The 11707-nt window shown below is 66.8% G+C and carries 15 protein-coding genes, 1 tRNA gene and 2 pseudogenes; 10 read left to right on the top strand and 8 right to left on the bottom strand.

The window, feature by feature from the left end:
- The first annotated feature begins 284 nt into the window (after positions 1–284).
- From CSW58_RS01180 to CSW58_RS13620, 3 genes are read left to right on the top strand one after another with little or no spacing between them, the layout of a single operon-like run.
- Positions 285–929 carry a hypothetical protein gene (locus CSW58_RS01180; RefSeq protein WP_161494533.1) on the top strand — a complete coding sequence of 215 codons (645 nt, stop codon included), beginning with the start codon at positions 285–287 and terminating at the stop codon, positions 927–929.
- Complete coding sequence (locus tag CSW58_RS01175; protein ID WP_099445981.1) at positions 929–1216, top strand: hypothetical protein; 288 nt, start codon at positions 929–931, stop codon at positions 1214–1216. The genes CSW58_RS01180 and CSW58_RS01175 overlap by 1 nt, the downstream gene beginning before the upstream one ends.
- Positions 1213–1722, top strand: coding sequence for an AlpA family transcriptional regulator (locus tag CSW58_RS13620; protein WP_143755036.1), 510 nt, complete (start codon positions 1213–1215; stop codon positions 1720–1722). Before CSW58_RS01175 ends, CSW58_RS13620 begins: the two co-directional genes overlap by 4 nt.
- A gap of 216 nt (positions 1723–1938) precedes the next feature.
- Here the strand turns inward: CSW58_RS13620 and CSW58_RS01165 are convergent, their stop codons facing one another.
- From CSW58_RS01165 to CSW58_RS01145, 5 genes and pseudogenes are all read right to left on the bottom strand, one after another.
- Complete coding sequence (locus CSW58_RS01165; RefSeq protein WP_099445979.1) at positions 1939–3315, bottom strand: recombinase family protein; 1377 nt, start codon at positions 3313–3315, stop codon at positions 1939–1941.
- Positions 3316–3808: 493 nt separating this feature from the next.
- Positions 3809–4318, bottom strand: a complete 510-nt coding sequence (locus CSW58_RS01160) for a VanZ family protein (protein ID WP_099445978.1) — start codon at positions 4316–4318, stop codon at positions 3809–3811.
- Positions 4319–4444: 126 nt separating this feature from the next.
- On the bottom strand, positions 4445–4954 hold the full coding sequence (locus tag CSW58_RS01155) for a demethoxyubiquinone hydroxylase family protein (RefSeq protein ID WP_099445977.1): 510 nt from the start codon (positions 4952–4954) through the stop codon (positions 4445–4447).
- Positions 4955–5000: 46 nt separating this feature from the next.
- Positions 5001–5630, bottom strand: coding sequence for a disulfide bond formation protein B (locus CSW58_RS01150; protein WP_099445976.1), 630 nt, complete (start codon positions 5628–5630; stop codon positions 5001–5003).
- Positions 5627–6231: pseudogene (locus CSW58_RS01145) on the bottom strand (YqaA family protein). The gene CSW58_RS01150 and the pseudogene CSW58_RS01145 overlap by 4 nt, the downstream one beginning before the upstream one ends.
- Positions 6232–6403: 172 nt before the next feature.
- Here CSW58_RS01145 and CSW58_RS01140 point away from each other — a divergent pair.
- Together CSW58_RS01140 and CSW58_RS01135 are read left to right on the top strand one after the other, a co-directional pair.
- Positions 6404–6658: a DUF3297 family protein gene (locus tag CSW58_RS01140; protein ID WP_099445983.1), complete on the top strand. Its 255-nt coding sequence runs from the start codon at positions 6404–6406 to the stop codon at positions 6656–6658.
- A complete protein-coding gene (locus CSW58_RS01135; protein WP_099445975.1) occupies positions 6655–7077 on the top strand; it encodes a hypothetical protein in 423 nt (140 codons plus the stop codon). The genes CSW58_RS01140 and CSW58_RS01135 overlap by 4 nt, the downstream gene beginning before the upstream one ends.
- Positions 7078–7079: 2 nt before the next feature.
- Here the strand turns inward: CSW58_RS01135 and CSW58_RS14580 are convergent, their stop codons facing one another.
- Positions 7080–7181 carry a DUF3606 domain-containing protein gene (locus CSW58_RS14580; RefSeq protein WP_236627574.1) on the bottom strand — a complete coding sequence of 34 codons (102 nt, stop codon included), beginning with the start codon at positions 7179–7181 and terminating at the stop codon, positions 7080–7082.
- Between the two features lie 181 nt (positions 7182–7362).
- On the opposite strand from CSW58_RS14580, the pseudogene CSW58_RS01125 reads away from it, so the two are divergent.
- The 3 genes and pseudogenes from CSW58_RS01125 (at position 7363) to CSW58_RS01115 (ending at position 9120) form a co-directional block, all read left to right on the top strand.
- Positions 7363–7606: pseudogene (locus CSW58_RS01125) on the top strand (hypothetical protein).
- Between the two features lie 75 nt (positions 7607–7681).
- Positions 7682–8392 (top strand): hypothetical protein, encoded by a 711-nt coding sequence (locus tag CSW58_RS01120; protein ID WP_236627573.1) that lies wholly within the window; start codon positions 7682–7684, stop codon positions 8390–8392.
- 230 nt (positions 8393–8622) lie between these two features.
- Positions 8623–9120: a MarR family winged helix-turn-helix transcriptional regulator gene (locus CSW58_RS01115; RefSeq protein ID WP_099445974.1), complete on the top strand. Its 498-nt coding sequence runs from the start codon at positions 8623–8625 to the stop codon at positions 9118–9120.
- On the opposite strand, the gene CSW58_RS01110 is transcribed toward CSW58_RS01115, so the two are convergent.
- Positions 9121–10116 (bottom strand): P1 family peptidase, encoded by a 996-nt coding sequence (locus tag CSW58_RS01110; protein ID WP_099445973.1) that lies wholly within the window; start codon positions 10114–10116, stop codon positions 9121–9123.
- A gap of 117 nt (positions 10117–10233) precedes the next feature.
- Here CSW58_RS01110 and CSW58_RS01105 point away from each other — a divergent pair.
- Positions 10234–10318 (top strand) — tRNA-Leu (locus CSW58_RS01105).
- A gap of 62 nt (positions 10319–10380) precedes the next feature.
- Here the strand turns inward: CSW58_RS01105 and CSW58_RS01100 are convergent.
- Positions 10381–10821: a hypothetical protein gene (locus CSW58_RS01100; protein WP_099445972.1), complete on the bottom strand. Its 441-nt coding sequence runs from the start codon at positions 10819–10821 to the stop codon at positions 10381–10383.
- 215 nt (positions 10822–11036) lie between these two features.
- On the opposite strand from CSW58_RS01100, the gene upp reads away from it, so the two are divergent.
- Positions 11037–11666, top strand: a complete 630-nt coding sequence (gene upp, locus CSW58_RS01095) for a uracil phosphoribosyltransferase (protein ID WP_099445971.1) — start codon at positions 11037–11039, stop codon at positions 11664–11666.
- Positions 11667–11707: the final 41 nt, after the last annotated feature.

Here is an 11707-nt window from a genome sequence, read left to right as displayed (position 1 = left end):
GTTGCATCGCTCATGTGTTTCTGATAACAGAATGTCGGACCGGAAGGAAGCGCCAACTCCCAACCGGTCCTAACTGAACCACGGAAGGTAAGTTCCGATGACCCGAGCTACCCAGACCAATACCATGCCCGTGCTCGATCTCCAGGCCGCCGCCGAGACCGCCGCGCTCCTCGCCCGACTCTTCCCGCGCTGGAAAGGTGACACCTCGGAAGGCGCCGTCGCCGCGCCGAGGAAGCCGCGCAGCCCGACGCCGGCGCTGTCCGCGTGTTGGAGGTGGCTTGATCATGGAAACCGCCACCACACGTCGCGCCCTGTTTGGAGGGGCTGTTGCTGTCGCTGTTGCGGCGCCCGCGGTTGTCCAGGCCAAGTCCGGCGCCGACGCGCACCTCGTCAAACTTGAGGCTGAGCTGAAGGCAGTGGAGCGCCACGCGGCAACTGCCGATCGCCGTGAGTTGGCGGCCTACCGACGCTTCAGGGCGATGAGCCCAGAGGTCCCAGAAGGGATGAAGCACAAGGCGGGTGACTGGGCCTGCGGGTTGGGCTTCGACAAGGTCTATTCTGACGAGGCTCGGGTCCGAGAAATCCGCGACCGGCATGCCGCTGTGTTTGCGGCAGTAGGGGTGAACCGCCTATTCGTCGAGCGCTGCGACGAGATCTTGAGCGCAATGGTGCCCCACCGTGCCGCCGTTGCGCTGGCCAACCGGACATCAGGGCACGAGGAGGCCGTGGCGACGACCGAAGCTCTCGACCGAGAGCGAGACCGGGTGCTGGACGCCATCCGCGACGCCGCTGCCACAACTCCGGTCGGCCTAGCCATCAAGGCCCGCGTTGCTGCGCCCTTCATCGACGATGCCGAGGTGCTGTCTCCGTATGGCACCCGCTGGGCCCAGGCGATCCTGAACGACATTCGCGCCATGGAGAGCGTCTGATGCTGGCCGCCGACGCCGGCGCGGTCGATGTCGTATCGATGCTGCAGCCGTTCTTCGGGGGCTGTGCAGGGGGTGCAAGTGCGGCCGCACTCCCGCCTGCCAAACCTAGGGCCTCCTCGCCCTCCACCGCCCGCGCAGCGCTCGAGCAGGCGATCGAGGAGGCGATTGCCGCGCTCGATGCCCTGGACGGTGACGCGGACCTCGAAGACGAGCCCGACCTCGAGGACGGCCACGACCGCGAAGTGGTCTGCGAGGACGAAGGAAGCGATCTGGAGTGGGTGTGGTGACCACATGCCTCCTCCCGAGGGATCTTCGGGCGTGGGCGGCATTTTCTGAGCCCGGCGCCAGCACCGTCTATTTCGAAGGACACCTGGCCCAGAGCGCCCGCAGTCGGCCTGCCCGGGCCATCCGCGATGAGGCCAGCCGGCTCAGCGCCCAAGGCCTCGTCACTCTCTCGCAGCGCCGGCGAGGCGAGAACCTCTACGAGTATGTTGCGCAGCGCCGCGCCCCGGCGTCCGCTCCTGTCGTCGCGGCACTGGAAGTGAGTGCCCCGGCGTCGATCAGCGTCGAACGGCAACAACCTGCGAGAAGTCGACAGATGTCCGAACCCATACAGAGGCTCGCCTACACGATCGCCGAAGCCTGCGCCGCGACCGGGCTGTCGGACGACACGCTCTATCGGAAGCACCAGGCCGGCGAGATCACCATGAAGAAGTCCGGGCGTCGGACGCTGATTCCGGCGGCCGATCTGGAACGTCTCATCGACAACCTGCCGGCTCTGCCTCGGCGCTAGCCAAGCCGTGACGCCATCGGCATACCAACCTCAACCGCACGCCCCATTGTCCGGGCGAGACGCGATGGCCAGCGTAAGTGCGGATGGCCCCCGATCTGACCAGGACCGATACGGAAGGCGGGAGCCGAGTCAGAAACCCGCGCTCTATCCGTTACCTTGAGGTGACGATGATGGCGACCGGCAAGCAAGTGGCTGCCGGCCGGCTCGATCATATTGCTAGGTCTTTGCTGCGCGCCGGTCGGCGTAGTGCCTTAGCTTGCCCTCGGTAGCGCTGGACTGCATGTCACTGTAGGGGATGCCCGCCATGCGATAGGTCTCCGGCAAGCTGCCGAACGCCTTCTTCAGGTACTCGACCGAGGGGACGCCACGCTCGGCGTTGATGAGCTTGGCGTTGATGTAACCGCGATCGTCATAGCACTGCTTGAGCGCCCGCAGGATTTCCTCCGGGGTCTGGCGGACGGTATTGATCCTGTTCCAGATCCAGTTGGGCGTTTCATAGCCGACCAGGCGATAGGCTTCCTCCAAGCTGCCAAAATGGTTCTGATAGGTCTTGGGGTGCGCCATCTGTGGCGCGGCCTTGATGAGTCGGCCCGACAATCGGCCGTGCTTTTCGTAGAGCTTGCGCAGGTCGCGCAGGAGCCTGCGGTCGTCGATGATGTTCGCCTTTCCCTGCCGGGGCGTTTCCCGAGCCAAGCGCACAATCCGCGGATCGACCAGGGGCGCAAAGACCTGGGTCACGATCCATTGGTCGGGGCTGTTGCGGGTCAAGGGCGCCTGTAGCTTGCGGGTGGTGCGGTTGTAGACGTAGCGGCCCAAGACCAGATCGTTATGGAGAAGACCCGCGATCTTGCCGTGGGTCCATGCGCCGCGCGTGGCCGGCACGCCGTCGGCATTGAGGATCTCGGCGATCCGCCGGTGGCTCTTCCCGGCGACGTAGAGCTTGTAGATGCGGTTGATGACCGCGATTTCGCCCTTAGGCCCGGGGATGGGGACGACGCGTTCGGCCCGAAACCCTTTGCGCTCTCCGGGCGCCAGGACGCCCTTAGGATTGCCCTGTTCGTCCAGAACCAGTCGCCGCACCCCGTAGGTCAGCATGCCGCCCTGGAGATAGCCGGCGATGGCGTAGTTGTTGTGGGCTTGGGTGACCTTGACCGAAAGCTCGCGGCTGGCCTCGCCAGCCATCACTCGTTTGAGCTGCTTGAGGAGGCTGGAGGCCATGCTGCCGTCCTGCTCGAATGGCTCGGCGACATAGTAGATTGGCACGCCCGCCGACCGGCACTGGAACTCGTAGTGGCTGCCCTGGTCGACGTCCTGGAAGCGGCCCCAGCGGCTAACGTCGAGCACTAGGATGGCGTTGAACCCGGCGTTGCCGGAGACGGCATCGGCGAGCAGTTGCTTTAGGCCGTCGCGGCCGCGCAGGGAGAGGCCGCTCTTGCCGGCGTCTATATAGGTCTCCACGACCTCGTAGCCACGCTCGCGAGCGTACCGGGCGATCGCCAAGCGCTGGTTGTCGGGTGAGTAGGGCTGCTGCTCGGTCGACATGCGTAGGTATTGCGCCGCGCGGATCGGCGGGCGGGGATCGGTCAATTGCATGGGAACTCCGTCTAAAAACGGAGGGTGCGATCAGGGATGCGCGACGAAGGGAAGGACGTGGGAAGATGTATTTCTTCCCACTCCATCTTCCCACGTCGCTTTTGGGATCAACTTCATGTGACCGCCCCACCCACAGACCGCCTGCCCGCTTCCGGCATAGCGAGTGCTGCTTAGGGTCAGGTGATCATAAACGGAGTCGGGGCAGCGACTACTAGTAGACCACTCTTGACGCCGGAAGGGTCGATCGGCCGGCTCTGGATGGTCAACCTAGCGAACTCGCCGAGCCTTTGCGGGCGCTAGTCCAAACGGACGAATTTCAGTCCCGCGGTGATGACCAGGTGATGACCGCAATGGCCACGCATCCTTAGAAGCGAATAAAAATGCCTAAAAAACAATGTTCTAGTGTGCCGAAGTGGGCAGATTGAACGACCTCTACTGGGATGTCGAACTGGAGGCCTGAGGCGGCGGGGCGAAGATCTCAGGCGGTGGACTCCTAGTCGACGTGCGTTGCGCGGCCGACTTGCCGGGCCGGGAAATGCGCCGCCGCGCGATCGGAGAAGCGCGAGGGCGTGACCGTCGCGGTCTGGCCGCGCGCCCGGCGCGGATCCTTGGCCGCAAGGTCGGCCAGTCGCGTCTGGCCCTGGGTGCGGGCCAGTGACCGCAGGATTTCGATTTCACTGACGGCGTAGACGGCGGCGATGCCGACCAGATCGGCGCCCAGATCGCTGAGGCTGGCCGATCGGGCCCCAAACAGCTGCGCCACCTCGATTCCGGCCCCTAGCAGGAAGGCGCCGATCGCCAGGTCGGTTCGTCGCATGCGCGGAAAGGCGACGAAGGAGAGGGCGCATAGCCCGCCGAACGCCAGGGCGTGGGCCTCCTTGTCCGTCAGCCCGAACAGGGTCTCGAGGTCCTTGAACGGACCCAGCATTAGCCCCGCGGCTGTCAGCGAACCGGCCAGCAGCCAGGCGCGGGCGAAGGCGACGACATGGTTGGGAGTCAGCATCGGGTTCGGCTCACATTGAGCCCTCACCCTAGCGACCGGTCGGCGCCATTCCGTGAAGGAAGAGGGTCAATGAAGGGTAAGCATCAGGCGACCCCGAGAGCTGGTCTGGAGGGGCGGCCTTAACCGTCAGAGCTTCTCGCTGATCTTGATGGCCGCGCGACAGCCCGCCTGAATGACGGCCGACAGCAGCGGATAGGCGACGGCGTCGCGGGCACCTTCCTCGATGGCGATGTCGCGATGGCCCAGTTCATCGTCGCGGAACTGGGTGAGTTCGGCGGCGAGGGCTGGGTCGCGATCGGCCAGTTCGGCGATCTGGCCGGCATAGTGCTGCTCGATGACGGTCTCGACCGCTTCGGTGCAGGCATGGGCGGCCTTTTCGCCCATCAGGGCGGTGCCGGCGCCGAGGGCGAAGGCGGCGGCGCGCCAGACCGGCGACATCAGGGTGGGGCGCACCCCCCGTTCGCTGAGAAGTTGGTCAAAGCGGCTGAGGTGGACCTGCTCGTGGCCCTCCATCTCCTTCAGCTGCCGGGCGATGCGACCTCGGCCCGGGGCGTTGCGCATCACCGCCTGCTGTCCGCGATAGATGTGGACGGCCGCCAGTTCGCCGGCTTGGTCGACGCGCAGGATCTCGGCCAGCCGCGCGGCCTGGGCGCCCTGGCCTGGGCGGGGGGGACGGGTTTGGTCATGACCGCTTCGCCTTGCTCAGAACGGCCGCGGCCGACACCGCCGCCAGGCCCAGGGACACCAGGGCGTTCCAGCCGGCCATCGACACGCCCAGGAAGATCCAGGCGGCCTTGTCGCAGGACGGCGCCTTGACCTTGCCGCCCTTCAGCAGGCCGACCAGATCATCCGCCGCGACCGCACCGCCGCCGGCGCAGGCGGTAGGGCCAGGCCACCACTTCCACTCGACCCCGGCATGATAGGCCGCCAGGCCCGCGCCATAGAGGAAGATCAGGGCCAGCAGGAATAGAGCCGGCTTGCGAACCCGGTCGGCCCAGGCCGAGCGGGACAGAACAATGGCGATCACGGCCACGGTCGCGGCGGTCCAGTAGACCTCGCGCTGCTTGAGGCACAACAGGCAGGGGGCCAGGCCGCCGAAGGTCTCGAAGGCATGGGCGGCGCCCAGCATGAAGGCGCTGGCGGCCAGGGCCAGCAGGGGCCAGTGCTCAAGCAACAGGGCGACAGGGGGCGGGACCGCCGGTCGGGTGACGACGGCGCTTTCGACCCGGGTCTCGCGCACCGACTCGATCCCGGGCGTCGATCCATCCGCCAGGGGGAGGGCCGTCACAGGTTCACGAGTGTCGTTCGTCATGCCGGGCACGCGCCTCCGCTACCACCACCCAGGAAATGGCTGCCCACCAGGCCGATGACAACCAGGGCGATGGCCAGACCGGCGAAAAGCGCCAGACGCTTCTCGATCACCGGCAGCATGGCGGGGCCGAATTTCTTGACCACCAGGGCGACCAAAAAGAACCGCGCGCCACGGGTCAGCACGCAGGCGGCGATGAAGATCGGGAAGCTGAACTTCAGCAGACCCGAGGTGATGGTGATCAGCTTGAACGGGATCGGGGTGAAGCCCTTGGCGATGATCACCCAAGAGCCATAGGCGTTGAACCAGCATTCGGCGTCGGCGAGGGCGTTCGGCTTGCCCAGCAAGGCCAGCAGCGACTGCGCCGCCTCGTGAAAGAAGAAGCCGATCGCATAGCCAGCACGCCGCCAAGCACCGAGGCCAGGGTGCACAGGGCCGCATAGCGCCAGGCGCGATCCGGTCGGGCCAGCACCATCGGGGCCAGCATCACGTCCGGCGGGATCGGAAAGAACGAGCTTTCGGCGAATGAAACGGCGAACAGGCTCATGGGCGCATGGCGCGAAGCGGCCAGTCCCATGACCCAGTCGTAGAGGCGACGCAGCATGCGAGCTCCGGAAAACAGGAAGGTTCTGTAGCTATCAGGGGCGTGGACGCTTGTCGCGGCGGTTTCGTCGGCGCGTGATCGGGTTCAGGATCCCTATTGGATTCCAAGCCTTCCATGGCTATCACGCCGGTCCGGCGACATGGTCGCCCCAGTCATCCGAAAGTTCACCGCCATGAGCGAATCGCCTCCCGACCGCCTGTCCAACAATCCCTCTAGCCCGTTCTATGACGCCGACCTGCTGGAGCGTGGCATCGGCATCCGCTTCAAGGGCGTCGAGAAGACCAATGTCGAGGAATATTGCGTCAGCGAAGGCTGGGTGCGGGTCAGCGCCGGCAAGACCGTCGACCGCAAGGGCAATCCCATGACGCTGAAGCTGCAGGGCGAAGTCGTTCCCTATTTCCGCGACGTGCCGCAGGACGCGGCGTGAGCCTGCGCCGGCTGATCGACCTGCCGGGTTTCGCCGACCTGGAGACGCGGGCGCTGATGAAGCCGTCCTTCGCTGAACCGCAGGCCCGCGCCGAATTTCCTGAGATCGATCAGCTGGCTCGCGACACCTTTGGTTTGACCGCCGACGAGGCCGCCGTGATCCCCGATCCGGAGGGCTGGGACGGGATCGACGTCAAGTCGATGCGCGACCAGGCCGATCAGTTCGAACGCGAGGGCTGGGATGTCACCGACGACAAGCGTCGGCCGCTGCGGATTCTGGGCCATTTCAGCCATCCGCTGTGGTTGGCTCTGCGCGGCGTGGCCGGCCAGCTGCCGTTCCATGCCGAGCCTGACGAGATGGATCCGGCCGGGTCTTCGCTCGCCGCCGAGGCCGCGAGGTTCCGGCGCGACAAGCGCTAGGTCTAGCGCTTCTTTCCGAGTTCGGTGGCGATATCCTTGACCGAATTGCCGACCTTGCGGTGGGCGGCGACTATCTGGTCGCGGGTGACGCCCCAGCGCTTCATCCAGTATTCGATCTGGTGGCGCTCGCGCGGATCGATGCGGTCCTCGTCGCGAAAAGTCGCGCTTTGCCCTTGGGAACGCCCATGTCCGTCTCCTGATCACCGATACACATCGGAGATGGGGGGACTATCACATCCAAGACCCTCGCTGGGAGACCTGATGAACGATCCGGACCTGCAGGCCATGGCCGAAGATGAATTGAGCCGGGGCATGACCCTGAGTTGGCGTGATCTCAACAAGATCGTTCCCTGGGGGTGACACCTTCGAGGGCATCTCGCCGGCGGGGCGCGCCGTCGAGGTCGAGCGAAACTATCTGTGGGCCGTGGCTCCCGGCGGCGACATCCTCTGCGAGGTGGCCGTCTATGGCGGTGACAGCCGCTACGACCAGGGCGCGAAGGCCCGCGGCGTGATTTCCCGACCGGATTAGCAACCTTCGCCGTGCAAGTCGGTCCCGCATGCGTTAACCATAACCGGGTTGGCAGCAAGTGCGCTGGAGGGGCCTGTGTACACGTCTGAGTTTCCAGTAGAATCGCAAGTCCCGACCTTCGAGCCGACCTTGCTGGTCGGGATCGTCCTGGTCGTGCTCGCCGTCGCCGTCCTGGCCTTCTATCTAGGCAAGCTGGCCGGGAAGAAGGACGAGCGCTGGCGCGAGGTGCCCAAGACCATCCACGAGGCCGTCAAGGCCAAGTGCGTGGCTGCCACCAGCGCGCCTTCGGGCGAACTGTTGCTCAAGGCTCAGGAACTGGTCGAGGAGATCAAGGGCCGCGTGGGGCCTGTCATGGCTTTCGGCGGGCCGGCCGCCAAGGCGCTCAAGGGCATTGAGGAGGCGATCAAGGGCGAACCGCCGGCCGACGACAAGGCCAAGGAAAAGGACAAGCCCAAGCCCAAGGGCGAGCACGGCAAGGCTGATGACAAGCACGGCCAGGGGCTGGTCATGACGAGCATGGCGCCCATCCTGCCGGCGGACATGAACCTGACGGCTCTGGCCGCACATCGCATTTCACGATCGTCGGCGGACACAATGTGCTGGTCGCGACGCACCAACCGCCGGCTCAGCCGCCGCATCACCCGACGGAAGAGTGCCCCGAGCCGCCGGTCGTCATCGATCACAAGGAGCATATCCGCCAGGTCCGCTTGGCCGTGGTCGACTTCTCGGACTTCTGGAGCCGGGGCGATTGCCTCATCGATCTGCAGAAATGCCAGAAGGCCCTGACCGAGACAGCCGCCGGGCCAAAGAGGCTGCACGACGCGCACCATTGAGGGCGCCGCTTGTGAAGGCGGCCACCGAGGCAGCTGCACAACCGGCGAGCGAAAACGGAGCATTGCTGTTGGCCCGGGCGTGAGGCATTGAGCTTTGCTCGGCGGGTGGGCCTGATCCCATGACGTCGACGCACGGCGACCGACAGAGTCGCCGGCGCCGGGAGGACGAAAGGAAAGCCAGCCATGACCGCCACGGTGTCACCGCTGACCCCGACCCCCACGGATGCGGCCGAGCCGCTGTCCCTGGCCGACTATGTGCCTTACCGCCTGTCGGTGGCGTCCAACGCCGTCAGCCGCCTGATCGCGCGGGCCTATGAGGACCGTTTCGGGCTCAGCATTCCGCAATGGCGGCTGATGTCGGTGCTGGCCGAAGGGTCCCTGACCCAGCAGGCCGCCGTCACCCGCACGGCGATGGACAAGGTGCGGGTCAGCCGCGCCGCCCAGGACTTGGTTGAGCGCCGCCTGGCGGTGCGCCTGGCCAATCGCATCGACCGCCGCTCGCACAGCCTGGAATTGACCGCCGCCGGCCGCCGGCTGTTCGGCGAGATCGCGCCCCTGGCCCTGGCCTATGAGGCCGCCCTGCTGGCAGGACTGGCCCCGGGCGAGGTGGCGACCCTCAAGCGCCTGCTCGGCAAGCTCGAAGACGCCGCAGCCCAGCTCTATGGCGGCGAGGCGCTCTAGCTAGATCGCCAGGAAGACCCCGCGGGCGATCGCCCGGGCCAGGGTGTCGGCGGCGGCCGAGCCGAGGCGCGCGATCGCCACCGAGCGGGCCAGGCCCTCGCCGATCGAAACCGCCCCCGAGGCCACCGCGAAGACCACGTCGCCGTCGAACGGGGTATGGGCCGGGCGGATGGCGCGGGACAGGCCGTCCTGGGCCATCATCGCCACCCTTGTCGCCTCGGCGGTGGTCAGGTCCGCATTGCAGGCGACCACGGCCAGGGTGGTGTTGGCGCCGGCGGCGAAGCGCCCCAAGGCCGCCAGCTTGCTGTCGTCGGGCACGGGATCGACGGCGCCGGGCAGGGTGGCGGACGCGGGCCGGCGGCCGCCGAACTCGCCGTCGATCTCGAAGGGCCAGGCCCAGAAGGTCTCGCCGTCGGGCATATAGACCGAGCCGACCGGATTGACCGCCGCCAGGGCCCCGACCACAAGTCCGCCGCCCAGTTCGAGCGAGGCCGAGCCCAGCCCGCCCTTGACCACCCCGGCCATGGCCCCGCGGCCGGCCCCCACCGAGCCGAGGGCGAAGTCCACGCCCGCCGCCGCCACCGCCGCCAGACCCAGAGCGCGATAGGGCGGATCCAGACCCCAGGCCTTGTCGCCGCCATTGCCGAGGTCATGCAGGACCGCCGCCGGCACGATCGGCAAGGCTGGCAGAGCCGCCACCCGCCGCACCCCCTGGCCGGCCATCGACAGGGCGGTGGTCACGCCGTCGGCGGCGCCCAGGCCGAACACCGAGCCGCCCGACAGGCAGACGGCGTGGGCCTGGCTGAAATTGTTCTCTGGTCTCAGGGTGTCGCTCTCGCGGATGCCCGGCCCGCCGCCGCGCACGTCCACGGCCGCCGTCCAGCCGTCGGGGCAGAGCAGCACGGTGACCCCGCTGCGGGCCGCCTCGCTGACGGCGTGACCCACGCTCAGACCGGCGACATCAGTGATCAGGTTAAGCGGACCGGGACGGAACAAGGCGACTCTCCAGAGGCGGCGCGAGCATCGGTCAACCTGATGCGGATGAGAAGCCAAAGGCGTCTGGAACTTCTCGCGCGGCCCTGCTAGATAACCCTCCCTTCGCCGAGGCGAAGCGCGGGCGTGGTGGAATTGGTAGACGCGCCGGACTCAAAATCCGGTTCCGAAAGGAGTGTCGGTTCGACCCCGACCGCCCGCACCAGATTATCCCTTGGGATCCTTGAGATCCTGGGATCTCCCAAACGAAACGCTTGATCCGTGTCCCTAACGCAGGACGTCGCGCGCGCTCATCCAGCGCGCATAGGCGCTGAACAGGACCAGCAGGACGGCGATCATCGCGATGGTCATAGCCATCTGCCGACCCATGACCGCGCCGCCGTTCGTCAGGACATAGGTATAGAGCAGGCTGACCAGGAACGCCGCCAGGGACAGGGCGAAAACCGGGAAGGCCAGGCTTCGCCGCAGCAGCAACAGGATCGACGCGGCGAAGGCGCCGAAGACCCCGACCGCCCAGACCATCGTCATCCAGGCGGGCATGGTCTGATAGTGGGCGATCTGCTCGGGGGTCATGCCCGCGCTTGCGAGGTACTTGGGCCCCTGGGCCATGCTCATCACGAAATCGAAGACGCCGATGGCGTTGAACAGGACGGCGAACACGCCGACCAGCCAGAGGTGCCAGGGCGCCTTGACGGTTGAACCGGTCATTGTTTCCCCCCAAGGATTGACCAACCTGACGGCACGCTATGCCCGCCACACCGCCGGCGCAAGTCCAGGGGAAACCTCGCCATCGTCACCGTCGGAAGGGTCGGCCGGACAGTTTTTCCTTGGCGCGGCGACGGGAAGGCGGCACGAGGGCGGCGGGCCGGATGACGGCGCTCCGCCCTTTCAGACTCTCTAGCGACCGAACGGTGCTCAAAGCCATGCAAGGCGTCACGATCGTCGACCACCCGCTGGTGCAGCACAAGCTGACCAAGATGCGCGACCGCACCACCTCGACCAAGACCTTCCGCGCCCTGATGCGTGAGACGGCCACCCTGCTGTGCTACGAGGTCACCCGCGACCTGCCGATGGACGCCATCGAGATCGAGACGCCGGTGGCCGCGACCTCGGCCCGGGTCATCGCCGGCAAGAAGCTGGTTTTCGCCCCGATCCTGCGAGCCGGCCTGGGCATGGCCGAGGGCATGCTCGACCTGGTCCCCTCGGCCCGCGTCGCCCATATCGGCCTCTACCGCGATCCGGAGTCGCTCGAGGCGGTCGAGTACTATTTCAAGGCCCCGGCCGATGTCGCCGGCCGCTTGGTCATCGTCGTCGACCCGATGCTGGCCACCGGCCACTCCGCCATCGCGGCGATCGCGCGCCTGAAGGCGGCGGGCGTCACCGACCTGCGTTTTGTCTGCCTGCTGGCCGCTCGCATCGGGGTCGAGACCCTGCGCGCCGCCCACCCGGACGTGCCGATCTGGACCGCCGCCATTGACGCCGAGCTCAATGACCACGGCTATATCGTGCCGGGCCTGGGCGACGCCGGAGACCGGACGTTCGGGACGCGCTGACCGGGTCTGACAGGACGCTAGCCCTGGCGGGTCAGCCGGGG

The organism is Caulobacter sp. B11, assembly GCF_002737765.1.
GTDB lineage: Bacteria > Pseudomonadota > Alphaproteobacteria > Caulobacterales > Caulobacteraceae > Caulobacter.
Note: the sequence above shows the minus strand (reverse complement) of the source record. Positions and strands in the feature narration are given on the sequence as shown.

Bases quoted from the DNA above. Each gene is read 5' to 3' on its own strand.
- CSW58_RS01180 (WP_161494533.1), top strand. From the start codon at position 285: ATGGAAACCGCCACCACACGTCGCGCCCTGTTTGGAGGGGCTGTTGCT.
- CSW58_RS01175 (WP_099445981.1), top strand. From the start codon at position 929: ATGCTGGCCGCCGACGCCGGCGCGGTCGATGTCGTATCGATGCTGCAG.
- CSW58_RS01165 (WP_099445979.1), bottom strand. From the start codon at position 3,315: ATGCAATTGACCGATCCCCGCCCGCCGATCCGCGCGGCGCAATACCTA.
- CSW58_RS01160 (WP_099445978.1), bottom strand. From the start codon at position 4,318: ATGCTGACTCCCAACCATGTCGTCGCCTTCGCCCGCGCCTGGCTGCTG.
- CSW58_RS01150 (WP_099445976.1), bottom strand. From the start codon at position 5,630: ATGACGAACGACACTCGTGAACCTGTGACGGCCCTCCCCCTGGCGGAT.
- CSW58_RS01140 (WP_099445983.1), top strand. From the start codon at position 6,404: ATGAGCGAATCGCCTCCCGACCGCCTGTCCAACAATCCCTCTAGCCCG.
- CSW58_RS14580 (WP_236627574.1), bottom strand. From the start codon at position 7,181: ATGAAGCGCTGGGGCGTCACCCGCGACCAGATAGTCGCCGCCCACCGC.
- CSW58_RS01115 (WP_099445974.1), top strand. From the start codon at position 8,623: ATGACCGCCACGGTGTCACCGCTGACCCCGACCCCCACGGATGCGGCC.
- CSW58_RS01100 (WP_099445972.1), bottom strand. From the start codon at position 10,821: ATGACCGGTTCAACCGTCAAGGCGCCCTGGCACCTCTGGCTGGTCGGC.
- upp (WP_099445971.1), top strand. From the start codon at position 11,037: ATGCAAGGCGTCACGATCGTCGACCACCCGCTGGTGCAGCACAAGCTG.